Origin of the sequence: Arthrobacter sp. 9V (assembly GCF_902506065.1) — a bacterium.
In the GTDB taxonomy this organism is placed as follows: domain Bacteria; phylum Actinomycetota; class Actinomycetes; order Actinomycetales; family Micrococcaceae; genus Arthrobacter.
The window spans coordinates 4164240-4185212 of record NZ_LR732912.1 but is presented as its reverse complement, the minus strand read 5'-3'; the positions used below and the strand labels follow the sequence as shown (position 1 = coordinate 4185212).

The window sequence follows — 20973 nt, the reverse complement described above, 5'->3', positions numbered from 1 at the left end:
GCAAACGTTCCACTGGGCGCTCATTGGAACAAGTGCTGTCCCCCAATTGGGTCCGGCTTTGGGGGCCACCGCGCTTGTGATTGAGTGGTCTCATGTCTTTTCGCTGGTCAGCACAAGCAACCCGAACCACCTCTGCAGTAGCTCTGAGCGCGCTGCTGCTGGCCAGCGCCGCGAAGCACTTCCGGACGCCCAGGTTCTACTACCCCGTAGTGCCGGATTACCTGTGCCGTATGGATGAGCCCGGGAGTCGTACCAATGGTCCTTTGGCAGTAATGTCCCGCGAGGAATGGATCGCCACGTCGGGCCTGCTTGAGGTGGCTGTCGGCGTCGGCTTCTTGATCCCCGCCACCCGTAAGGTGGCTGCGGACGCCACCACGGCGATGTTCGCTGCATTCCTTGCCGGGCATATAGATGCCCTTCGACGAGCGTACGGCCCCAAGGGAACAGCGGCCGAGAGGCGAATTCACACGGTCCGTCTGCCCCTGCAGATTCCGCTCATCCTGTGGTCGTGGAGCCTGCGGAAATGAGCAGCACGCCGGCTCCCTTGAAGCTCCGGGAATCCCCGGCATTCAAGGTGGCCTTGTCCCTGAGTATTGCCACGGGCTTGTATGGCGTGTCCTTCGGTGCCCTGGCGGTGGCGTCCGGGTTCGATTTCTGGCAGACGATGGTCCTGAGCCTCCTTCTGTTCAGCGGAGGTTCGCAGTTCGCCTTCATCGGCGTCGTTGCAGGCGGTGGTTCCGGGGTTGCGGCCATGACAGCCAGCGCACTGCTGGGCCTCCGGAACGGCATATACGGGATGCAGATCAACGCCATGCTCCGTCCCGGCGGGTGGAAGCGTTACGTTTCCGCGCACGTCACCATCGATGAGTCAACGGCGACGGCGTCCGGCCAGTCCGATCCCGACGAGCAACGCCGCGGATTCTGGACGGCTGGAATCGGAATATTCATTTTATGGAATGTCTTCACAGCCATCGGTGCGCTGGCAGGCGACGCCATGGGTGACCCCAAGCAGTGGGGCTTGGACGGGGCTGCGGTGGCGGCGTTCCTCGCTTTGCTATGGCCCCGGTTGAAGGGCCGGGAACCTTGGGCCATTGCGGGTGCTTGCGCGCTGGCCACCATCCTGGCGGTGCCGTTCGTCCCCTCGGGTGTGCCGATTCTGGTGGCGGCAGTGGTGGCCGGGGTCATCGGTTGGTTCAGCCACGCCCGCATGGATGAGGGATTGGAACCGGACGTGGATCCTTACGCGGAGAAGCACCAGCACGGGGGCAGGAAATGAACCTTTGGCTGTGGATTCTCATTGCTTGCGCGCTGGCGTATCTGACCAAACTGGTGGGCTATTTTGTGCCCGCAAAACTGCTGGAGAGCCCGCGGATCATGCACGTGGCCGGCACCATGACCATTGGCCTGTTGGCGTCCTTAACGGTGGTGAACGCCGTAGCGTCAGGACAAGGCCTGGTCCTTGATGCCCGGATGGGCGCCTTGGTGGCTGCCGCCGTCGCACTTTGGCTCCGTGCGCCGTTCCTTGTGGTGGTCATTTCGGGGGCAGCAGCCGCAGCATTGCTGCGGCTGCTGGGCTGGGGTTAGCGGGCAGCGCGGCCGCTGGGACCGGCGAGCGTCAGCGAGTTGAAGCTTAGACGGCTTCCGTGAACGTCATCCCGGGGATGCCGGACTGCTCCGGAAGTGGCCGGGACGGGCGCTCCGTGCGGATCGCATCCTCGATCAGCGCGACGGGACGCTTCCAAGCTTCGGATCCCGGCTCCATGGTGTCCACGGCGCCGATCAGCATGGCCAGCAACCGGACCATGTCCTCAATGGTGATGTCGCGCCGCAAGGAGCCCTGCCTCTGGCCGCGCTCCAGAAGAACGGCCATGGATCCGATCAGTCCACCTGTGATGCCCACCAGGAGTCCGCGTCTGCCTGCCACTGCGTCCAGGAGGTTGGCGTCGTCGCTGGCGACTTTCACCACGGCGTCGATCACGTTGATCAGCCCTTCGGCGGCGTCCATGCCGTCCAGGGCAGTCTCCGCCACCGGGTCCACGTGCAACCGGAGTTGACGTGAAAGTGCTGCGAGCACCAACTGCTCTTTGTCCGAGAAGTTGCGGAACAGTGTTGCCGGGCCAACTCCAGCGGTGGCCGCGATGGTCTGAAGGGGCACTTCGGGGCCGTGTTCCCGGAAGCACTGCCGGGCGGCGGTAATGATTTTGTCCACATTGCGTGCGGCGTCTGCCCTGAGGGGCTTGCGTTCAGAGGGCTGTTCCATGCTTGTCAGGGTAGCAACGGAGCGCCGTTGCTCTGTTGTTACGCGGGAGTACGTTCTTATATGACAAACCGGTACGTGAAACACTGGATTTCATGTTGCTTGCATTCTCAGTCGCCCCTTCGGGCCAGCCCGCTTCCGCCACCAACGGGGGACCAGCCCCTGACGCTTCCGTCCACGACGCCGTTGCTGCCGCAGTCAAGATCGTCCGCGAGTCCGGATTACCCAACCAGACGGACTCCATGTTCACCACCATCGAGGGCGAATGGGATGAGGTGTTCGACGTGGTCAAGCGCGCCACCGAGGCAGTTGGCCGCTATGGCAGCCGCGTGTCCCTGGTGATCAAGGCCGACATCCGGCCCGGGTACAGCGGCGAGCTGACCGGCAAAGTTGAACGGCTCGAGGACGCCATTTCCGCCACGGACTAGATCCTTCCCCAACAGGCGCGCCGAGTGCCAGACTGGGGGCCATGATCGAACACGTTACCGAGCCCGGTTGGGTGGACGTCGAGCGTTACCTTACCGACGTCGTCGTGCATCCTGACCCTGTCCACAATCGCGCCCTGACTTCCGCGGTGGAAGCGGGCATGCCGGCGATCGAAGTAGCTCCCAACGCCGGCAAGCTGCTCCGGATGCTCGTGCAGATGTCCGGTGCCAGGCGGGTGCTGGAGATCGGGACCTTGGCCGGGTTCAGCAGCATCTGGATGGCACAGGGACTGCCCGACGACGGCAGGATAGTCACGTGTGAATACCTCCAAAAGCACGCGGACGTGGCGCGGGCCAACGTGGATGCCGCCGGTGTGGGACACAAGGTGGACATCAGGGTGGGTGCTGCCTTGGACACTCTTCCCACGCTGGCGGGTCAGGAATCGTTCGACTTCGTTTTCATCGACGCTGACAAGGAAAACGACTCCAACTACCTTGACTGGGCCATCAGGCTGGGGCGTCCGGGAACGGTGATCGTGGTGGACAACGTCATCTGGGACGGTGCCATCCTGGAGCCCGGGCGGGACGAAGTGAACGCGCCGGGTATCGTGGCCGCGCTGGAAAAGATGGGCCAGGATCCTCGACTCGATGCCACCGCGATTCAGACCGTGGGAAGCAAAGGCTGGGACGGCTTCGCGATAGCGCGGGTCCGCTAAGTGGATTTCACGATTCGCCCGGCTACGGTTGACGATGCCGAGGCCATGGCCCTGATGCATGTCCGGTCGTGGCGCGAGAGCTATGGGCACTTGCTGCCTCCGGAGTTCTTCGAAAAGCAGGAGGCGGCGCTGCCTGACCGCATCGAACGGTACCGGGCATTCATCGCTGCTGGACACGCCCGGATGTTGGCCCACGGTCCAGACGGCGATCTTGTGGGACTCGGCGCCGCGGGTCCCGGACAAGACGAGGATGGCCCGTGTGACGTTGAGCTGTTCATGCTCTACACCTTGGAGCGCGTTCACGGCCGGGGCGTGGGGCAGGCGCTGGTTGATGCCTTGATCGGTGATGGCCCGGCGTATTTGTGGGTGTTGGATGACAACCCGCGCGCGCAGGCGTTTTATCGACGCAACGGCTTTGTGCCGGACGGGAAACGTCAGCTCTGCGACCCGTCCTGGTACTCACTGCCGGAACACCGGATGGTGCGCCCCGGCGTCGGGCGTTAACGCATTTCAGATGCGGCCAAGCTGTTCCCACAGCTGACCCATATGGATATGGTGATCACGGGCGGTGCGGCTGATGATCGCCCGGGTTGAAGCATTCGATTCTCGGGAGGAAGCATGTCTGATCCAGAGCAGGATCCAAACCAGCAGGAGGGCCCGGCAGACGGTGGCGCTGATGGTGGTGCCGAAGGCCCCGCGGACGGCGGTGCCGACGGCGGTGCGGATGGTGGCGCTGATGGTGGTGCCGAAGGCCCCGCAGACGGTGGCGCGTCGGGCGTACCAGGCACTCACGACGGCGGCGCCGATGGTGGCGCGGACGGTGGCGCTGACGGCGGTGCCGATGGCGGCGCGGACGGTGGCGCGGACGGTGGTGCCGATGGTGGCGCTGATGGCGGCGCCGGGCAACAGGACAGCTGAATTTGAGCTCTACCAGCACTGATTTCCAGGACCCCGGCGCGGTGAAGGGCGCCGGGGTCCTGGAAACACGACTGATCGACGTGGGCCTTGAGAAGTTTGCCAGCGAAGTCTGGGGGCGCACCGCACTGCTGAGCCGCGGCGTCAGCGACTTCTCCGATGTATTTTCTGCCGGCGCGGTTGACGAACTTATTTCGCGTCGCGGTCTGCGCACACCTTTCCTTCGCGTGGCCAAGGGCGGCTCCACGCTTCCCGAATCCTCGTTCACCTCCCCGGCGGGTGTTGGGGCCACCATCTCAGACCAGCTGGACGACACCGCACTCTGGCGCAAATTTTCCGACGGAGCCACCCTCGTCCTGCAGGCGCTGCATCGCACTTGGGACCCGGTACAGAGCTTCAGTACTCAGCTGAGCACCGAGCTGGGGCATCCCGTACAGGCCAACGCTTACATCACCCCGCCCCAGAACCGTGGCTTTGACGATCACTACGACGTCCACGACGTCTTCGTCCTGCAGATCGAGGGAACCAAGCGCTGGATCATCCACGAGCCGGTACACGTGGACCCGCTGCGAAGCCAACCGTGGACCGATCGCCGCTCTGAAGTTGCCGAGGCCGCTCAAAGCCCGGCGTACATTGACACCGTTCTTGAACCCGGCGATGTCCTCTATCTTCCGCGGGGTTGGCTGCACGCCGCCCAAGCCCAAGGCAAAGTCTCCATTCATCTCACGCTGGGAGTCCACAGTTGGACCCGCCACGCATTGGCTGAACAACTGGCACAGGTTGCCCTTGAAGCACTCTGCGAAGATCCCCCGATGCGAGGGACCCTGCCGTTGGGCGTGGACGGACCCGAGGGGGAGATCGCACTCGTCCGTGAACGACTCGCCTCCGCTGTCCGTGAAGCTGATATCACTTCCCTTTTCCAGCGCACACGAAGGGGACAAGGACGTCCGGCACCGCTTGGTCCGGTGGCCCAGCTCGCGGCAGTCCAGGGCCTCGGGTCGGGCTCGCTGGTGCGGCTCAGGGATGCGTTGGAAGCGCGGTTCGAGGGCTCACGACTGTCCACCCGCGTGGGTTGGCTCGACTTCCCCGAAACGGACTTGCCGTCCGTGAAGCGCCTGCTGGATGGAGGGGAATACCTTGCACATGACCTCGGGATTGAACTCGTGGAAAGGCTGCTGCGTGCAGGAGTGCTCGTTCCCGCTGAGCAGTGACAGTGCCGGGTTCTGAGAGCGATGTTGCCACGACCAGAGGCTTTTTCTGCGCCAACAGCGCCCGTGTACGCGGCGACTCCATGGCCGGGACGGCGTCGCCTGGGCTGGTGTGGGTCCTCATAGAGCATCGGGGCGGGTGGCCGCCCAACGGCTTCGACGGCCTGGAACTGGACGCCGGGACCAAAGCTCTTCTGTCCTCGGCAGCGTGGACGGCGGGTGCACGCATTTTGTTGGTGCGGCGTCCCGGCCCGCGCCCCCGCCACGGACCAAAACGTTGGGCAGTTTTGCGTTATGAGAGTTCCGGTGCTTATCAGCAGCTCTGGGGAACGTGGGAGCGGGAGGAGGACCTTGCCGGAATTGTCACGGCGTTGGCATCTCCGGGAGACCCGGGTCTTCCGCCCGTAGTTCTGATCTGTGCGCATGGCCGGCATGACCCTTGCTGCGCAGTACGTGGCAGGCCGGTGGGGCGCGCCCTGAGCGAGCGGTGGCCGGAGCTGGTGTGGGAGTGCTCCCATGTTGGCGGCGACAGGTTTGCGGCCAACGTTGTGGTGGCTCCGGACGGCGTGTATTACGGAGGTCTGGACGCCGGGTCATCCGTCGCCACCATTGAGGCGCATCTCGCCGGTCGTATCCATGCCGAGTATTTGCGTGGGTATACGGATCTTTCCCCTCTGCAACAAGCGGCCGTCGCGGCCTTGTTGGAACGGTTCGGCCCTGCCGGCCGGCACGACTATCAGGTCACCGAGACCATTCGCGAGGGCGGATCCTGGCGCATCCACATCACCGGTAAACCGCCTCACCCGGCGAACATCGATGTGGAATTGCAGGTCCGCCGCTCAGCTCCCTATCAGCTCACATGCCTGGCGCCGTCAACGGGTTCGGTCATGGTCTATGAGCCCACGTCCATCACAAGTGATGAAAGGCTTCAGCGGAATTCCGAGTCCTCGGATTGATCCATATCCAACGGTGACCCGTCCGGGGGTGAATCCTCCAGCGATGAGTCAAGCAGGCTCGGCGGTTTGGGCACGCGTGCCAGGAGGAGGCAGACGACCGTCAGCCAGGCGACCGCCACCGTCAACACCTCCACCCATACGGATGCTCCTAGTTCCATGTAGAGATCATATGGCTCTTACGGGCAAAACGGTAAGTAGCCTTACTTTGTTGCATCGGATAGCGATCGTACAGTGCTCCACTAGGCTTGAAGCATGACTCAAGCAGGCGGAAATAGTGGCGAAACGCGTTAAGGTAGGCAGGTCTCAGAGGTCGACGCCGGGAGTCGTCGAGGTGCCCGCCGGCACCCGCGTTGACGGTCCGGTTGCTGGCGTTTACTACATCGATACAGGCGACTGCGAGTTGATTCAGGACCAGGACAACTCCAACGGCTGGCTTCTGAAAATCAACGGCGTGATGAGCTCTCACATTGACCTCGCCGACCCGCTGTTCCTCGATTTTGAGTACATGCGCTGGATTGCCGCATTGGTGGAATCCCGGTGGCCCCGCGAACAAAAGCCCAAGATGCGGGCCCTTCACCTCGGCGGGGGAGCGTGCTCCATGGCACGGTACTTCCACGCCGCCTATCCTGAAGCGCGTCAGGTGGTTGTTGAGCTCGACGGGAAGCTGGCCGATTACGTGCGCGGCTGGTTCGACCTCCCCAAAGCGCCCCTGTTGCGGATCCGCGTGGGTGAGGCCCGGCAAGTTACCGAGTCCCTCACCCCGGACAGCAGGGACCTGATCATCCGGGATGTTTTCGCCGGAGCCTTCACGCCCCGGGCCCTGACAACGAGGGAGTTCACCGCCCATGCTGACTCGGTCCTCGCCCCCGATGGGCTGTATGTAGTCAACTCAGGGGACGCCCCTGACCTCAAGAATGCACGGGCCGACGCCGCCACCATCGCGGACACGTTTGAGCACACCATGATCATTGCCGATCCCGCCATGCTCAAAGGGCGACGCTACGGAAACATGATCATGGCCGGCAGCCACGCGCCGTTCGGTGACGATCCCACCCTGGCCCGCAGACTTCTGGGAGGCGGCGTGCCTGCGCACATTTGGGACGATGCCAAGGTGCGGGCGTTCGCCAAAGGAATCCCGGTGCGGCACGATCCCCCAGGGGAACCCGCAGCCGATCCATTAACGGGCCCGTTTACTCCGGCTCAGTGAACTGTTCCATGCTCCGGAACAACCCGCTCACCTAACCCCCGCGAAGTGGCAGTTAATGCCGATGTTTCCGGCAAGCATTGGCGTTAACTGCCATCTCGGCGGAGGGGGCGAGCCTCACTCGGCCCCCAGCAGCTCCTCACGCCGCTGCTCCGTTTCCTCCCGCAGGGCCTGCACGACGGCGGCGACTGCGGGGCGGCGCATGGAGTCAGGGCGGAGGACCATCCAGTAGGGGAGCAACTCTGCGAAGTCCGAGGGCAGCAGGCGGACCAAATCAGCGTGCCGGTCGGCCATGAAACAGGGCAGGAAACCCACTCCTGCGCCGGCCCGGGTGGCTTCCACATGCACAAACACGTTGGTTGAACTCAGGCCGTCCCGCATGGTGGGTACCAGTCTGCGGGGAGCGTCCAGGTCATCCACTTGCAGCATCGAATCCACGAAGTACACCAACTGGTGCTGCGTCAGTTCCTCGATGCTCTCCGGCGTGCCCTTGGCAGCAAGGTAGGCCCGGGAGGCGTACATTCCCAACCGGTACTCGCCGAGTCGGATGGCCTCGGCCCGGTGTACCTGCGGTGTCCCCACCACCACTTCGATGTCCAGGCCGGAGCGCTGTTGCAAGGCCCGGCGGGTCACGGTCACAATCTCCACACTGAGCCCGGGATGCTCCCGCCTGAGGCGTGCCACCGCCGGCGCAGCAACATAGGCGCTGAAACCGTCAGTTGCGGTCATGCGCACGACGCCGGTGATGGGGTCGGGCGTGTGGTCGCCCGGTCCCAGCGCGCCCACCGCAGCTTCGATCCGCTCTGCGACCAGTACGGCTTCGGCGCCCAACTCCGTCACTTCCCAGCCGCCGGCCGCACGCGCGAGGACCCGGCCGCCCATCGCCTTTTCCAGCGCTGCTATCCTGCGCGAAACCGTGGTGTGGTTTAGCCCCAAGGCCTGGGCCGCCGTCGTAAATTTTCCTGAACGCGAGACGGCAAGGAGGATGAGGAGGTCATCCGGGTTCGGCTTCATATCTGCAATTCTGCACACACAAGGTGCCGCTTTGGTCATTGAGTGCTTAAGAATCTGCAGCAATACTCAGTGGAGTATTTCGTGTTGTGGATCACATCACGTTCACAAGGGTCAAAGAGGACACTGAGGAGATGGATATGAGCGTAGAGCAGCGCTCCGCATCAAAAGCAGGGAAAGGCGCCGGTCAAGGCTCCGGACTCAAGAAGATCGTGGCGGCCTCAATGGTGGGGACCGTGGTGGAGTGGTACGAGTTCTTCCTCTACGCCACGGCCGCCACGCTGGTTTTCGGCAAGTACTTCTTCCCGAGCACCGGAAACGAACTGGACGGCATCATTCAGGCGTTCATCACCTACGCGGTAGGCTTCGTTGCCCGGCCGCTGGGCGGAATCGTGTTCGGCCAGATCGGTGACAAGTTGGGCCGCAAGCCCACGCTGCAGCTGACAATCGTGATCGTGGGCGTCTCCACGTTCCTGATGGGCTGCCTGCCCGGCTTCGTGGACATCGGATACTGGGCACCGGCCATGCTGGTGGCCCTCCGCTTCATCCAAGGCTTTGCACTCGGCGGCGAATGGGGTGGGGCCGTGCTGCTCGTAGCTGAACACAGCCCCAACAAGTCCCGCGGTTTCTGGTCCTCCTGGCCGCAGGCTGCAGTGCCGGTGGGTAACCTCCTGGCCACGCTGGTCCTGTTCGTCATGTCCACCACCCTCAGCAGCGAAGCCTTCCTCGGCTGGGGCTGGCGCGTAGCGTTCTGGCTGTCCGCAGTGATCGTGTTCGTTGGCTACTACATCCGCACCCACGTCACCGAAGCCCCCATCTTCCTCGAAGCCAAGGCACAGGTGGAGGAGTCCAAAGCCATCAGCTACGGCGTGGGCGAAGTCATCCGCAAGTACCCCAAGGGCATCCTCCAGGCCATGGGCCTCCGTTTCGCGGAGAACATCATGTACTACCTGGTGGTAAGTTTCGCGATTGTCTACCTCAAGAGCGTCCACAAGTACGACACCTCCTCGCTCCTGATGGCACTCCTCATTGCCCACGTCATCCACTTCCTGGTCATCCCGCAGGTGGGACGCCTGGTGGACTCGTGGGGACGCAAACCCGTCTACCTCATCGGTGCCATCACGGGAGCAACCTGGCCGTTCTTCGCCTTCCCCATGTTCGACACCAGGAACGCAGTGGTAATCGTGCTCGCCGTGACCATCGGTCTCTGCCTGCACGCCTTCATGTACGCGGGTCAGCCGGCCATCATGTCCGAGCTCTTCCCCACCCGCATGCGCTACTCAGGCGTCTCACTCGGCTCACAGGTCACCTCGATCTTCGCCGGCTCACTCGCACCGCTGCTGGCAACCCAGTGGCTCAAGGACACAGGATCCTGGGTACCCACAGCCATCTACCTCGTGGTTGCGTGCGCCATCACCGTGGTGGCCGTGGTTTCGCTGAAGGAGACCAAAGGCATCGCACTCCAGGAAGTGGACGAGGCCGACGCCGTCCGCCACGGACTCACTACCGCCTCGAAAGGCTGATCCTATGGACAACTCCTTGAACGGACGCAAGGCACTGGTGACCGGCGGTGCGAGCGGAATCGGGGCGGCCTGTGCCCGGGCGCTCGCCGCCCGTGGGGCGAAAGTAGTAGTGGCCGACGTCGATGCCCCCGGAGCTGCGGCCCTCGCCGACGAGCTGGGCGGCACAGCCTGGACAGTGGATCTGTTGGACGTGGACTCGTTGGCCGCGCTGAGCCTCGACTGCGACATCCTGGTCAACAACGCCGGCATCCAAAAAGTTGCCCCGATCGAGGAGTTTGAGCCCGCGGAGTTCCGCCGGATTCTGGCCTTGATGTTGGAGGCCCCGTTCCTCCTCATCAGGGCCGCGCTACCGCACATGTACGCCAACGGATTCGGCCGGATCATCAACATCTCTTCCGTCCACGGGCTCCGGGCCTCCGCCTACAAGAGCGCATACGTCTCCGCCAAGCATGGCCTCGAAGGGCTCAGCAAAGTCACAGCCTTGGAAGGTGGCGAACGCGGCGTCACGTCCAACTGCATCAACCCGGGCTACGTCCGCACGCCGCTGGTGGAGAAGCAGATCGCCGATCAGGCCCGGCTCCACGGCATCCCCGAGGCCGAAGTCCTGGCCAAAGTGATGCTCACCGAGTCCGCTGTGAAGCGGCTGGTGGAGCCTGCGGAAGTGGCGTCGTTGGCTGCGTGGATGGCTTCCGACGACGCCGGCATGGTCACCGGCGCGAGCTACACCATGGACGGTGGATGGTCGGCGCGGTAACCCCGCGCAACCCTGTGCAACCCCGCGAAGTGACAGTTAATGCCAATGTTCGACGCGAACATTGGCATTAACTGTCACCTCGGCGGAGGGAATCAGGCAGTCTCGTCCACCAGCTCTGCGCGGCGCAGGCCACCCCCGCGGACCCACAGTTTGTAGGCAACAAACAGGAGGACCAGCCAGGTTCCGCCGACGTACAAGGCAATGCGCGTGTCCTCGAAGACGCCCAGGATCACGATCACCATGGCCATGAACGCCATGGTCAGGATCGACGCCACTGGCCACAGCGGCGAACCGAATTCCGACGCCGGCAGCCCCTTGCGTTTGATCTCCCGCTTCAGGGCCACGTGCGAAGCCAGGATCATCACCCAAACCCACACGGTGGCAAAGGTAGCGATGGATGCGATGAGCACAAACACGTCCTCCGGAATGACAGCATTCAACACGACACCCACCAGCAGGATGCCGCCCATCATCACCACGGTCATCCACGGAACGCCGTGGCGGGAAATCTTGCTGAAGCTCTTGGGTGCATGCCCCTGCTGGGCCAGCCCGAACAGGATGCGCCCGGCCCCGAAGATGTCGCTGTTGATCGCGGAAAGCGCAGCCGTAATGACTACGGCGTTGAGGATGTGCGGTGCGGCAGGGATTCCCAGGCCGTCGAAGATCTGAACAAACGGGCTGCCACTGCTGCCAATTTCGTTCCACGGGAAGATGCTCATCAGCACGCCCAGCGTCAGTACGTAAAAGAGCAAGACGCGGACCGGCACAGTATTAACTGCCTGCGGGATGACCTTCTTCGGATTGGTGGCTTCACCGGCTGTGATACCGATCGTTTCAATCCCGCCGAAGGCGAACATCACCACGGCAAACGAGGCCAGGAGCCCTTCGAAACCCTTGGGGAACAAACCGCCGTGATTAACCAGGTTCCCAAGTCCCGGTGCCACGCCACCGCCGTCGCCCGTTTGGAAGCCGAACACCACAATCGCTGCACCGCCCACGATCATTGCAATGATGGCCACCACTTTGATGAGCGAGAACCAGAACTCGAGCTCCCCGAACACCTTCACGCTGAGCAGGTTCATGGCTCCAAGGAACAGGATGATGGCAAGCACCCATATCCATCTGTCCACCTGTGGGAACCAGAAGCCCATGTAGATACTGAAGGCCGTGACGTCGGCTATTGCCACGATCGCCATCTCGAAGACATAGGTCCACCCGGTCACAAAACCCGCGAACGGTCCAAGGTATTTGGACGCGTACTGGCCGAAGGAACCGGACACTGGGTGTCGGACGGCCATTTCGCCGAGCGCACGCATCACCATGAACACGGCAGCACCGCCGATGATGTAGGCCAGCAGGACAGCGGGTCCGGCTTTCTGGATGGCGGAGGCGGAGCCGTAGAAAAGGCCGGTTCCGATCGCAGAACCGAGCGCCATGAAGCGAATGTGACGGACGTTGAGGCCTCGGCTGAGCGCCGTACCCGCGGCCTGGAGGACAGAGCTCTCCGTAGCCAGCTTGGTTTGTTGCATAGTAAAACCTTCTCGTCTTTGGGAGGGGATCGCTATCCAGCAGATCACTTTTGGAGCCCTTGTGATGGGACTCACGGAGCTTTGGTGTCTTTGATCGCAGACAGTCCAGCGATACTGCTTTTCACGGTGGCAAAAGTCATAGTCCAGAGTCGGATATGATGACCGCGGACAGCTCGTCACCGGTCAGGCATCCCTCGCATCCGCGTCGCCCCCATTGAATTCCGCGCTGCCAATCGCATCCGTTACCTGGGGGACCCTTGTTTTCTTCATTCCGCGCTACCCGGCGCCGTGTTACTGCTGCCCTTGTTGCCGTTGTGGCCTGCGCTTCGTTGCTCTTCACTGCTCCTGCCCAGGCCTACGACATTCCTGCTTTCGAGGTGCCGAATGCCTCGCAGGCCCCTGTGCCATTCGTGGAGCGGGCTACTGACGCCGCGGGTGTTGTTGAGCTGTGGAAGACAGGTGGCCCTGCCACCCGCGCTGCCGCTGCAACCGCGCTGGCGGGTGGCGCAGATGCGCTTCAAGCATTCCTCGACGCCGGACAAGACGTCACGCTGGCAGCCGACCGCAAACAGCTGGTCACCGAGCTGACGACGCGGGGGAGTGCGCATGTGCGGTCGTCGGCTCAGAAAATCCTGGCATTAAACGATCCGGCAGCCATCGATGCTTTTCTCACGACGGGCTGGGCCGGAGCGTGGCAGCTGGACCTTGATATCACTGCCTATAGGTTCCTGACTCTGAACGGCGCAATCCGAACGCAGGCTTCCACCAGTTTGGACAAAGGCCCCGAAGCCATTGAAGAGTTCGTTCTCCGGGGCTGGCTGGCCGCCGCGGAGATAGACGACCGTCAGGCTGCCTTCAAGCTCTTTGATTCTCCTGTTGCCGGCGTTCGCGCGGCAGCCAAGGCTGCCGTGATCACGGATGATAGGGAAATTGTTGCTGATTTCCTTCGCTACGGGCAGCTCGTTGCGGCCGGCCGGGACGCCGAGTCCGCCACAGTGTCCGGGCTGCTCCAGCAGGTCAAGTCAGACATTGCAGCCAGCCCGAACGGCACCCCGGCTGTCGCGGACCGCGCGAAGACCGCCGTCGAACAGGCCCGAATGGCTGCCGCTGCCGCAAGGACGGCAGACTCATCGCGGCTCGCGGCAGACAGGGACTTACTCTCATCGCTGGCCATCTCGAGGCGGACCGAGGATGAAGCCCAGCAGGCATCGCAGGAGCCGGCAAAGGTTGCCTTTGCAAAGGCGGCACGCGAAATTCCGGAGCTGCTTACCAGGCTGAATGCCCCCGGCGCCGACCTTGACGCGCTGATCAACGAAGCCCGTCAGGCCACCCTGAATCTTGCATTGGTGGGGACACCTGAGGTGCGTAAGGCGGCCGAGGCTGCCGTAGTTGGTGGCGACGTTGCAGTCAAGGAGTTCATTACCGCCGGACATCACGCTGCCAGCGAATCCGACAGCGAGGCTTTCGTTGGAGATCGGCAGCGTTCATTCCAGCTCATGGCAATCGGCGGCGAGTATGTAGAGAAGGCCGCCAAGGCCGCGCTCAAGTCAGCCAACCACGCAGACGTTCGGTATTTCCTGGAGTACGGCTTTGATCAAGCCCGGAACTTGGATAATCGCATCCAGACCAGCTACGCGTTGGATTCGACGCCGGAGGTTCGTGCGGCCGCGAGCGTTGCCCTCGATGGCAGCCGTGCAGATCTCGAGGCCTTCATGACCAAGGGCCGGGCTGAGGCTGCGAACCGAGACGCAGCAACCACTGCCCACGTCGCTTCCATCGATGCCATGATCGCCGAGCTCCTTGGGCTTGCGGACACTGCAGCCGTCGACGCCGGAAAGGCGGCTGACGCTGCCAAGGCAGCAGAAGCCGCCCGGCAGGCGGAAGCAGCAGCAGAAGCAGCCCGGCAGGCGGAAGCAGCTGCCGCCGCCGATGGGCAGGCTGGCCAGTCTGCAGCCGGCCAGGTTGATATCTCGCAGCACTCGGGAACCGGAGTAGCCCCGGTGGTCATTCCTTGGCCGCGCGACTACGGTCCCGCCGTCGGGCTTGCCGAAACCGGTACGCCGGCCGAAGCTGCCTCAACACCCACGGCCACTCCGTCGGCCGTGCCCAGCATTTCAGTGCCACCGGCTGCATCAGCTGAAAAGGACTCCGCGTCTGTCGATTCGCAGTCGCAAGAGGCAGCAACCCCGTTGGCCGCTTCCTCTGCAGGGTTGAGCGGTTGGACCATTGGGCTGATCGTTGCGCTGGTCCTGGCTGCGGCCGGAGCCATCACGTTCCTGCTCCGGCGTAGGGGCGCAGCTTCGGCGTAAGGCGCCCGGCCACCGGGTAGAGGTCCGGGCTCTAACCGGGTCCGGCATCCCAGACACCTACCTCTATAAGCTGCTGGTGATTGCCCTTTGAAGGGTGCACGCTTGAGTACGGGATACCGGACAGCTATGCCTGGCCTCCCCTAAGCAGCCGAGCAGCGAGGAACCATGACAACGACGCCCACCGCACCAGGCAAAGCTACGTCCAAAGTCCCGGCCGCCGAGAACACGCTGCGCATCTTGAAACTGCTTGCTTCGCGACGCGGTCCCATGGCGGCGTCGAACATCGCCACGGCGCTCGGCCTGCCGCGGTCCAGCGTTTACCACCTGCTCGGCGTGATGGAAGCGAACGGTTTCGTCCTGCATCTGCACGAAGAGCAGCGCTACGGTTTGGGCATCAGCGCCTTCGAACTCAGCTCTGCGTATTCACGCCAGGAACCCCTGTCCCGGCTGGGGCGTCCCATGCTCGCGTCCTTGGTGGACGTGATCGGTGAGAGCGCACACTTAGCGGTGCTCCATGGCCGCGACGTTCTCTACATCGTGGAGGAACGCGCCAAGAACCGCCCCAGCCTGGTGACCGACGTCGGGGTCCGCCTGCCCAGCCACCTCACGGCGTCGGGCCGCGCCATCCTTGCTGCCCTGCCGAAGTCGCAGGTCCGGGCCTTGTACCCGAATGCCGCCGCCTTTACTTCGCGGCACGAGGTGGAGTTCCCCATCATGAAATACTCCGCGCTGTCATCCCATTTGGATCAGGTGAGGCAGCGTGGCTACGCCACGGAAAACGGCGAAGTCACGCCGGGATTCGGGTCCATTGCCGCCGCTGTGACGGACCATGTTGGATGGCCGACGGCGGCAGTCGCCGTCACGTTCTTGGAGGACAAGGTTCCTGCCGAGCAATGGCCGGTTCTGGCTGCCCGCATTCGCAAAGCCGCCGACGAATTGTCGGTGCGAATCCACGGCCGGCCCGGAGCTTAGTCCGGCCTCAGGGTCTCGCTTTCGACGAGCTTGCGAAAGGTCTCCAGCTCGCCTTGGAAGCTGCCCTTGTAGGAGCCCATGGCGAACAGCCGCCCGAAAATCGCTGCGATGAATCCCCGGGTCACAAATTCCTGCTGGACGCGTGTGCCTCCTGCCTCAGGTGCGAACGTCACATCAGACTCGCCCTTCAATATTGCGTTACCGAAGCGTGTGCGGATATGCCGGGGCCGCTCAATTTCAAGGACCTCAGTGGGGCTTGCCATCTTCCCGAACCACACCGTGTAACGGCTGCCGGCCTGGTCCATTGAGCCGATGCGATCCGTCACACGCGTCACCCCGCCGATCCATTCCGGGAACCGGTCAAGATCTGTCCAAGTTGCGAAGACGCGCTCGGGCGGCGCGGCGATCAGCGTGGTCACTCGGAACGTTGCCATAGCTCCAGCATGCGCTCATGGCCGCACAAATGCGAGGGGCTTAACGGGTCTGTAATCCCGGACAGCACCACTCCAAAAGCCGTTCCAGCCGCGGGATAAAGGGGCTTTAGTAGAAGCAGAACATCTTTCCACCACACTTCCCACAGACGAAGGAGTCACCATGGCACCCGCCGATTTCACCACTGGTGCCCGTCCGGTTAAGGCCGCGCGGGGTACTGAGCTTACTGCCAAGTCGTGGCAGACCGAGGCGCCGTTGCGCATGCTGATGAACAACTTGGATCCTGAGGTTGCTGAGCGTCCGGATGATTTGGTGGTTTATGGTGGCACGGGCCGTGCTGTCCGGTCTTGGGCTGCTTTTGATGCTATTACCCGGACGTTGGAGACCATGGAGAAGGATGAAACCCTTCTGGTTCAGTCGGGCAAGCCGGTAGGTGTGTTCCGCACTCATGAGTGGGCGCCGCGTGTGCTGTTGGCTAACTCCAATCTGGTGGGGGACTGGGCTACGTGGCCTGAGTTCCGTCGTCTCGAGGCCGAGGGCCTGATGATGTACGGCCAGATGACCGCCGGTTCCTGGATTTACATCGGTACCCAGGGCATTCTTCAGGGCACGTACGAAACTTTTGCCGCCGTCGGGAACAAGCTGGCTGCTGAATGCCGTCATCCGGCTCCCGCTGCGGCGGATTCCGTGGAAGGCCCGTTGGCCGGCACCCTGACGCTGACCGGTGGTTGTGGTGGCATGGGCGGGGCCCAGCCGCTGGCTGTAACCCTGAATGACGGCGCCTGCCTGATCGTGGATGTGGACGAAACCCGTCTGCGCCGCCGTGTGGGCAAGCGCTACTTGGACGAGGTTGAAACGGACCTGGATGCTGCGATCGCCAAGGTCCAGAAAGCCAAGGACGAGCGCCGCGGCTGGTCCGTGGGCTATGTGGGTAATGCCGCTGAGGTGTTCCCGGAACTGCTCCGCCGCCACAAGGCCGGGGAAGTGACCTTTGATGTGGTCACTGACCAAACCTCCGCGCACGATCCGTTGAGCTACCTGCCCGAGGGCATCACCGTGGCTGAGTGGCACACCGAGGCTGAGGCGGATCCGGAAGGGTTCACCAAGAAGTCCCAGGCTTCCATGGCCCGCCACGTCCAAGCGATGGTGGAATTCCAGGATGCCGGCGCCGAAGTGTTCGATTACGGCAACTCCATCCGTGACGAGGCCCGCAAGGGCGGATATGATCGTGCGTTCGAGTTCCCGGGCTTCGTCCCGGCGTACATCCGGCCGTTGTTCTGCGAGGGTCTTGGCCCGTTCCGTTGGGTTGCCCTGTCCGGGGATCCGGAAGACATCGCCGTCACGGACAAAGCCATCAAGGAACTGTTCCCGGAGAACAAGCACCTGCACAAGTGGCTCGACGCTGCTGCAGACCGTGTGGAATTCGAAGGGCTGCCGGCGCGTATTTGCTGGCTCGGATACGGCGAACGCGCCAAAGCCGGCCTGCTCTTCAACCAGTTGGTGAAGGAGGGCAAGGTCAAGGCCCCGATCGTGATCGGCCGGGACCACCTGGACTCCGGTTCCGTGGCGTCTCCCTACCGCGAAACCGAATCCATGGCTGACGGTTCGGACGCGATTGCGGACTGGCCGTTGCTCAACGCCCTGATCAACACCTCTTCGGGTGCCACGTGGGTTTCGATCCACCACGGTGGCGGCGTCGGCATCGGCCGGTCCCTGCACGCCGGACAGGTTTCCGTGGCTGATGGCACTGACCTGGCCGCAGAGAAACTCGAGCGACTCCTGACCAACGACCCCGGCATGGGCGTCATCCGCCACGTCGACGCCGGCTACCCCCGCGCCGTCGAAGTCGCCAACGAACGCGGCGTCCGCATCCCCATGAACGAATCCCCAGAGAGCAAGTAAGAACATGACCATCACATCCAGCGAACAGCTCACCGTCACCCTCGGCTCCAGCGGCGTGACCCCGGAAGACGTCGTCGCCGTCGCACGCCACGACGCCAAGGTGACCGTTTCCCAGGAAGCCCTGGACAACGTTGCCAAGGTCCGTGCGCACATTGACGATCTGGCAACCAGCGATGTCCCCGCCTACGGCATTTCCACGGGCTTCGGTGCCCTGGCCAACCGCCACATCCCCAACGACCTCCGCACGCAGTTGCAGAAGTCGCTGATCCGCAGTCACGCAGCAGGCATGGGCCCGGCGGTGGAACGCGAAGTGGTCCGCGGCATCATGTTCCTCCGTGCCAAGACCCTTGCCTCCGGCCGCACGGGCGTCCGTCCCGTGGTTCTGCAGACCATGGTGGACGTCCTCAACGCCGGAATCACCCCGCTGGTCCGCGAGTTCGGTTCGTTGGGTTGCTCGGGCGATCTCGCGCCGCTGTCCCACTGCGCTTTGGTCCTCATGGGCGAAGGCGAAGCAACGGGTCCCGACGGCGAACTCTACGGAACCGTCGGCCAGCCGCCCGTTGCTGAGCTGCTTGCACAGCACGGAATTGAGCCGGTCACTCTCGCTGAGAAGGAGGGCCTGGCACTCGTCAACGGCACGGAAGGCATGCTCGGCATGCTCCTGATGGCCATCGCGGACATCCGTTTGTTGCTTGCGACGGCGGACGTCACCGCCGCGCTCAGCGTTGAGGCGCTCCTGGGCACTGACCAGGTGTTCCTGCCTGAGCTGCACGCTGCACTGCGGCCGCACCCCGGCCAGGCTGCCAGCGCGGACAACATGCTCCGCGTACTGTCCAACTCGCCCATTGTTGCTTCACACCGGATTAACGACACCAAGGTTCAGGACGCCTACTCGCTGCGTTGTGCCCCGCAGGTTGCCGGCGCTGTCCGCGACACTGTGGACCACGCCGCACTGGTTGCTTCCCGCGAACTCGCTGCAGCGATCGACAACCCCGTAGTCCTCCCCGACGGCCGCGTCACGTCCAACGGCAACTTCCACGGCGCCCCCGTGGCCTACGTCCTGGACTTCCTGGCCATCGCGGTGGCGGACCTCAGCTCCATCGCCGAGCGACGCACGGACCGCATGCTCGATCCCGCGCGTTCACACGGACTGCCGGCGTTCCTCGCCGGAGACCCGGGCGTCGATTCCGGCCTCATGATCGCCCAGTACACGCAGGCCGGACTGGTCTCGGACAACAAGCGCCTGGCCGTTCCCGCGTCGGTGGACTCCATCCCGAGCTCCGCCATGCAGGAAGACCACGTGTCCATGGGCTGGCACGCTGCCCGGAAGCTGCGCAAGGCCGTGGAGAATCTTCGCCGCGTGCTCGCCGTCGAGCTTGTCACCAGCGCCCGTGCCATTGACATGCGGACCCAAATGTCCGACGGCGAACTCACCCCGGGCCCGGCCGGCACGGCAGTGCTCGAGGTGCTTCGCGAAGTGGTTCAGGGCCCGGGCACTGACCGGTTCCTGTCGCCGGAACTGGAAGCGGCTGACCGGCTGGTTGGCTCCGGTGCGGTCCGTGCGGCCGCCGAATCCGCCGTCGGGATTTTGGCCTGACATCGAATAAAACGCTCATTTGATGGGCAAATTTGTCACGCCCCGGTCTTTGTTCGCAACGCAATGACCGGGGCGTGACAAATGTAGTAGAACTTATGGTGTACGTCACGTCCACAACAACGGTGTTGTGGGCTTGACGGTCAACCGTTCACACAACTAAATACACAACAGAGAACATCCACAAAGGGGTAGAAGTTCAATGAAGGCACGCGGAGCAGTCCTGTCCAGGCGAAGCGCTCACACGTCCATGGTTACCGATTGGAAGACGCTGAAAGTCGGCGAGCGGGTGGAAGTGGTCAAATACGCCCACGTCATAGCTGCCGGCCTGGTCGAAGAAGTTTCCGGCAGCGGAAACGTGGTGTGGCTTGAGCGCTCTGGCCCGGGCGTTACCGAAGAGGGCAAAGAACTGTTCATGAAGTCCGACGGCGTCACTCTTCGCCGGGCGTAGGCGAAGTTTCGCAGAGCTAGTTGTTAAAGCAGAAACCGGGGCTCGTTCCCTTCCGCGGGTAGTAGATGCGGAAAGGAACGGGCCCCGGTTTTTTGCGTCGCTGCCGGGAGTGCCGTCAGGGGTGGCGATCAGGCAGCGATGACTTCGCGGGTCTGACCGAAGGGAACGGATTCGTCCAGAGCCACGGTGTAGGTGCCGGGCTCGTGCCGGGTCACCAGAATGCCGCAGTTAGCATCAGCTGCTGCGCTTTCGATCAGGGCATCCACGGCGCGGTCGAGTCCGTCGTGGATTTCGTCTGCCTTGGAAAAAGACAGGCGGATTTCGCGTTCTGCAACCATTGCAGGGGTCATTGGGGGCCTCCTATTACGTGCCGCATGCGAGGGCGACCCATCAATCGTAGTGGGCGGTCCTGAGTATTTGTAAGATGACTGGCACGGCCGTGAGCTGGGTCTCAGCTGGGCCGCGAGCTTTGAAGCCTGGCTGCGGGCCGCCGAGATGGCAGTTAATGCCGATGTTTACGCCAAACATGGGCATTAACTGCCATCTCGCGAGGGGGTCCGGCGTTGGGGTCCCGTAGACGTGGTGGCGGGATTCGAACCCGCGTACGCTGCTTTGCAGGCAGCTCCCTGGCCTCTTGGGTACACCACGTGCAAACGACACTAGGGGCCCGGCCGCGTGCCGGGCAATGTTGGTGTCCCCGCCTTTCGCAGGGCGACGCAAGGTGTCCCTGCGCTACGGGGTGGTGTCGTCGGGCTACGGGAAAGTTGCCCTGCGTTGCCTTCAGTGACGGCCGATCCTCTCTGGAGCCAGCGGAT

23 protein-coding genes and 1 tRNA gene are annotated in these 20973 nt (G+C 63.3%); 16 read left to right on the top strand and 8 right to left on the bottom strand.

Annotated features, from left to right (window positions below):
* Positions 1 to 92: 92 nt before the first annotated feature.
* From BACI9J_RS19245 to BACI9J_RS19235, 3 genes are read left to right on the top strand one after another with little or no spacing between them, the layout of a single operon-like run.
* The gene (locus tag BACI9J_RS19245) at positions 93 to 527 is read left to right on the top strand and encodes a DoxX family protein (protein WP_159735781.1); all 435 of its coding nucleotides are present in this window, start codon (positions 93 to 95) and stop codon (positions 525 to 527) included.
* Positions 524 to 1276 carry an AzlC family ABC transporter permease gene (locus BACI9J_RS19240; RefSeq protein ID WP_159735780.1) on the top strand — a complete coding sequence of 251 codons (753 nt, stop codon included), beginning with the start codon at positions 524 to 526 and terminating at the stop codon, positions 1274 to 1276. The genes BACI9J_RS19245 and BACI9J_RS19240 overlap by 4 nt, the downstream gene beginning before the upstream one ends.
* Entirely contained in the window at positions 1273 to 1584 is a 312-nt protein-coding gene (locus tag BACI9J_RS19235) for an AzlD domain-containing protein (protein WP_142936974.1), read from the top strand. Before BACI9J_RS19240 ends, BACI9J_RS19235 begins: the two co-directional genes overlap by 4 nt.
* 46 nt (positions 1585 to 1630) lie before the next feature.
* Here the strand turns inward: BACI9J_RS19235 and BACI9J_RS19230 are convergent, their stop codons facing one another.
* Positions 1631 to 2260: a TetR/AcrR family transcriptional regulator gene (locus BACI9J_RS19230; protein ID WP_159735779.1), complete on the bottom strand. Its 630-nt coding sequence runs from the start codon at positions 2258 to 2260 to the stop codon at positions 1631 to 1633.
* Positions 2261 to 2352: 92 nt separating this feature from the next.
* On the opposite strand from BACI9J_RS19230, the gene BACI9J_RS19225 reads away from it, so the two are divergent.
* Genes BACI9J_RS19225 through BACI9J_RS19215 form a run of 3 tightly spaced genes read left to right on the top strand, consistent with a single transcriptional unit; the run spans position 2353 to position 3902 of the window.
* Positions 2353 to 2685, top strand: a complete 333-nt coding sequence (locus tag BACI9J_RS19225) for a thiamine-binding protein (RefSeq protein WP_159735778.1) — start codon at positions 2353 to 2355, stop codon at positions 2683 to 2685.
* Between the two features lie 41 nt (positions 2686 to 2726).
* The gene (locus BACI9J_RS19220; protein WP_159735777.1) at positions 2727 to 3398 is read left to right on the top strand and encodes an O-methyltransferase; all 672 of its coding nucleotides are present in this window, start codon (positions 2727 to 2729) and stop codon (positions 3396 to 3398) included.
* Positions 3399 to 3902, top strand: a complete 504-nt coding sequence (locus tag BACI9J_RS19215; protein ID WP_159735776.1) for a GNAT family N-acetyltransferase — start codon at positions 3399 to 3401, stop codon at positions 3900 to 3902.
* Positions 3903 to 3908: 6 nt separating this feature from the next.
* Here BACI9J_RS19215 and BACI9J_RS19210 read toward each other — a convergent pair whose 3' ends face one another.
* A complete protein-coding gene (locus BACI9J_RS19210; protein ID WP_201296621.1) occupies positions 3909 to 4304 on the bottom strand; it encodes a hypothetical protein in 396 nt (131 codons plus the stop codon).
* A 14-nt stretch (positions 4305 to 4318) separates the two neighbouring features.
* On the opposite strand from BACI9J_RS19210, the gene BACI9J_RS19205 reads away from it, so the two are divergent.
* Together BACI9J_RS19205 and BACI9J_RS19200 are read left to right on the top strand one after the other, a co-directional pair.
* Positions 4319 to 5524 carry a cupin domain-containing protein gene (locus tag BACI9J_RS19205; RefSeq protein ID WP_236558768.1) on the top strand — a complete coding sequence of 402 codons (1206 nt, stop codon included), beginning with the start codon at positions 4319 to 4321 and terminating at the stop codon, positions 5522 to 5524.
* 80 nt (positions 5525 to 5604) lie between these two features.
* Positions 5605 to 6477, top strand: coding sequence for a sucrase ferredoxin (locus BACI9J_RS19200; RefSeq protein ID WP_159736563.1), 873 nt, complete (start codon positions 5605 to 5607; stop codon positions 6475 to 6477).
* On the opposite strand, the gene BACI9J_RS19195 is transcribed toward BACI9J_RS19200, so the two are convergent.
* Positions 6450 to 6635 (bottom strand): hypothetical protein, encoded by a 186-nt coding sequence (locus BACI9J_RS19195; protein WP_159735774.1) that lies wholly within the window; start codon positions 6633 to 6635, stop codon positions 6450 to 6452. The genes BACI9J_RS19200 and BACI9J_RS19195 overlap by 28 nt on opposite strands.
* 116 nt (positions 6636 to 6751) lie before the next feature.
* Between BACI9J_RS19195 and BACI9J_RS19190 the strand changes: the two genes are divergently transcribed.
* Positions 6752 to 7684 (top strand): spermidine synthase, encoded by a 933-nt coding sequence (locus tag BACI9J_RS19190; protein ID WP_159735773.1) that lies wholly within the window; start codon positions 6752 to 6754, stop codon positions 7682 to 7684.
* A 114-nt stretch (positions 7685 to 7798) separates the two neighbouring features.
* On the opposite strand, the gene BACI9J_RS19185 is transcribed toward BACI9J_RS19190, so the two are convergent.
* A complete protein-coding gene (locus BACI9J_RS19185) occupies positions 7799 to 8695 on the bottom strand; it encodes a LysR family transcriptional regulator (RefSeq protein ID WP_159735772.1) in 897 nt (298 codons plus the stop codon).
* Between the two features lie 137 nt (positions 8696 to 8832).
* Between BACI9J_RS19185 and BACI9J_RS19180 the strand changes: the two genes are divergently transcribed.
* Both BACI9J_RS19180 and BACI9J_RS19175 read left to right on the top strand, forming a co-directional pair.
* On the top strand, positions 8833 to 10215 hold the full coding sequence (locus BACI9J_RS19180; protein ID WP_159735771.1) for an MFS transporter: 1383 nt from the start codon (positions 8833 to 8835) through the stop codon (positions 10213 to 10215).
* 4 nt (positions 10216 to 10219) lie between these two features.
* On the top strand, positions 10220 to 10969 hold the full coding sequence (locus tag BACI9J_RS19175) for a 3-hydroxybutyrate dehydrogenase (RefSeq protein WP_159735770.1): 750 nt from the start codon (positions 10220 to 10222) through the stop codon (positions 10967 to 10969).
* A 92-nt stretch (positions 10970 to 11061) separates the two neighbouring features.
* Here the strand turns inward: BACI9J_RS19175 and BACI9J_RS19170 are convergent, their stop codons facing one another.
* The gene (locus tag BACI9J_RS19170) at positions 11062 to 12498 is read right to left on the bottom strand and encodes an amino acid permease (protein ID WP_159735769.1); all 1437 of its coding nucleotides are present in this window, start codon (positions 12496 to 12498) and stop codon (positions 11062 to 11064) included.
* 257 nt (positions 12499 to 12755) lie between these two features.
* Between BACI9J_RS19170 and BACI9J_RS19165 the strand changes: the two genes are divergently transcribed.
* Both BACI9J_RS19165 and BACI9J_RS19160 read left to right on the top strand, forming a co-directional pair.
* The gene (locus BACI9J_RS19165; RefSeq protein WP_159735768.1) at positions 12756 to 14807 is read left to right on the top strand and encodes an ALF repeat-containing protein; all 2052 of its coding nucleotides are present in this window, start codon (positions 12756 to 12758) and stop codon (positions 14805 to 14807) included.
* Between the two features lie 165 nt (positions 14808 to 14972).
* Positions 14973 to 15779 carry an IclR family transcriptional regulator gene (locus BACI9J_RS19160; protein ID WP_159735767.1) on the top strand — a complete coding sequence of 269 codons (807 nt, stop codon included), beginning with the start codon at positions 14973 to 14975 and terminating at the stop codon, positions 15777 to 15779.
* On the opposite strand, the gene BACI9J_RS19155 is transcribed toward BACI9J_RS19160, so the two are convergent.
* Complete coding sequence (locus BACI9J_RS19155; protein WP_159735766.1) at positions 15776 to 16213, bottom strand: SRPBCC family protein; 438 nt, start codon at positions 16211 to 16213, stop codon at positions 15776 to 15778. The genes BACI9J_RS19160 and BACI9J_RS19155 overlap by 4 nt on opposite strands.
* 160 nt (positions 16214 to 16373) lie before the next feature.
* Between BACI9J_RS19155 and BACI9J_RS19150 the strand changes: the two genes are divergently transcribed.
* The 3 genes from BACI9J_RS19150 (at position 16374) to BACI9J_RS19140 (ending at position 20158) form a co-directional block, all read left to right on the top strand.
* Positions 16374 to 18113, top strand: a complete 1740-nt coding sequence (locus BACI9J_RS19150; RefSeq protein WP_159735765.1) for a urocanate hydratase — start codon at positions 16374 to 16376, stop codon at positions 18111 to 18113.
* 4 nt (positions 18114 to 18117) lie between these two features.
* Positions 18118 to 19710: a histidine ammonia-lyase gene (hutH, locus tag BACI9J_RS19145; RefSeq protein WP_159735764.1), complete on the top strand. Its 1593-nt coding sequence runs from the start codon at positions 18118 to 18120 to the stop codon at positions 19708 to 19710.
* A 199-nt stretch (positions 19711 to 19909) separates the two neighbouring features.
* Positions 19910 to 20158 carry a hypothetical protein gene (locus tag BACI9J_RS19140; RefSeq protein ID WP_159735763.1) on the top strand — a complete coding sequence of 83 codons (249 nt, stop codon included), beginning with the start codon at positions 19910 to 19912 and terminating at the stop codon, positions 20156 to 20158.
* A gap of 128 nt (positions 20159 to 20286) precedes the next feature.
* On the opposite strand, the gene BACI9J_RS19135 is transcribed toward BACI9J_RS19140, so the two are convergent.
* Both BACI9J_RS19135 and BACI9J_RS19130 read right to left on the bottom strand, forming a co-directional pair.
* Positions 20287 to 20508, bottom strand: coding sequence for a hypothetical protein (locus tag BACI9J_RS19135; RefSeq protein WP_159735762.1), 222 nt, complete (start codon positions 20506 to 20508; stop codon positions 20287 to 20289).
* Between the two features lie 227 nt (positions 20509 to 20735).
* A tRNA-Cys gene (locus BACI9J_RS19130) sits at positions 20736 to 20806 on the bottom strand.
* Between the last annotated feature and the right edge of the window lie 167 nt (positions 20807 to 20973).

What these genes read in the sequence shown, in the direction of transcription:
- BACI9J_RS19135 (WP_159735762.1), bottom strand. Translation starts at nt 20,508, where the DNA reads ATGACCCCTGCAATGGTTGCAGAACGCGAAATCCGCCTGTCTTTTTCC.
- BACI9J_RS19155 (WP_159735766.1), bottom strand. Translation starts at nt 16,213, where the DNA reads ATGGCAACGTTCCGAGTGACCACGCTGATCGCCGCGCCGCCCGAGCGC.
- BACI9J_RS19195 (WP_159735774.1), bottom strand. Translation starts at nt 6,635, where the DNA reads ATGGAACTAGGAGCATCCGTATGGGTGGAGGTGTTGACGGTGGCGGTC.
- BACI9J_RS19180 (WP_159735771.1), top strand. Translation starts at nt 8,833, where the DNA reads ATGAGCGTAGAGCAGCGCTCCGCATCAAAAGCAGGGAAAGGCGCCGGT.
- BACI9J_RS19220 (WP_159735777.1), top strand. Translation starts at nt 2,727, where the DNA reads ATGATCGAACACGTTACCGAGCCCGGTTGGGTGGACGTCGAGCGTTAC.
- BACI9J_RS19200 (WP_159736563.1), top strand. Translation starts at nt 5,605, where the DNA reads ATGGCCGGGACGGCGTCGCCTGGGCTGGTGTGGGTCCTCATAGAGCAT.
- BACI9J_RS19175 (WP_159735770.1), top strand. Translation starts at nt 10,220, where the DNA reads ATGGACAACTCCTTGAACGGACGCAAGGCACTGGTGACCGGCGGTGCG.
- BACI9J_RS19140 (WP_159735763.1), top strand. Translation starts at nt 19,910, where the DNA reads ATGAAGGCACGCGGAGCAGTCCTGTCCAGGCGAAGCGCTCACACGTCC.
- BACI9J_RS19150 (WP_159735765.1), top strand. Translation starts at nt 16,374, where the DNA reads ATGGCACCCGCCGATTTCACCACTGGTGCCCGTCCGGTTAAGGCCGCG.
- BACI9J_RS19160 (WP_159735767.1), top strand. Translation starts at nt 14,973, where the DNA reads ATGACAACGACGCCCACCGCACCAGGCAAAGCTACGTCCAAAGTCCCG.
- BACI9J_RS19230 (WP_159735779.1), bottom strand. Translation starts at nt 2,260, where the DNA reads ATGGAACAGCCCTCTGAACGCAAGCCCCTCAGGGCAGACGCCGCACGC.
- BACI9J_RS19235 (WP_142936974.1), top strand. Translation starts at nt 1,273, where the DNA reads ATGAACCTTTGGCTGTGGATTCTCATTGCTTGCGCGCTGGCGTATCTG.
- BACI9J_RS19245 (WP_159735781.1), top strand. Translation starts at nt 93, where the DNA reads ATGTCTTTTCGCTGGTCAGCACAAGCAACCCGAACCACCTCTGCAGTA.
- BACI9J_RS19185 (WP_159735772.1), bottom strand. Translation starts at nt 8,695, where the DNA reads ATGAAGCCGAACCCGGATGACCTCCTCATCCTCCTTGCCGTCTCGCGT.
- hutH (WP_159735764.1), top strand. Translation starts at nt 18,118, where the DNA reads ATGACCATCACATCCAGCGAACAGCTCACCGTCACCCTCGGCTCCAGC.
- BACI9J_RS19170 (WP_159735769.1), bottom strand. Translation starts at nt 12,498, where the DNA reads ATGCAACAAACCAAGCTGGCTACGGAGAGCTCTGTCCTCCAGGCCGCG.
- BACI9J_RS19225 (WP_159735778.1), top strand. Translation starts at nt 2,353, where the DNA reads ATGTTGCTTGCATTCTCAGTCGCCCCTTCGGGCCAGCCCGCTTCCGCC.
- BACI9J_RS19240 (WP_159735780.1), top strand. Translation starts at nt 524, where the DNA reads ATGAGCAGCACGCCGGCTCCCTTGAAGCTCCGGGAATCCCCGGCATTC.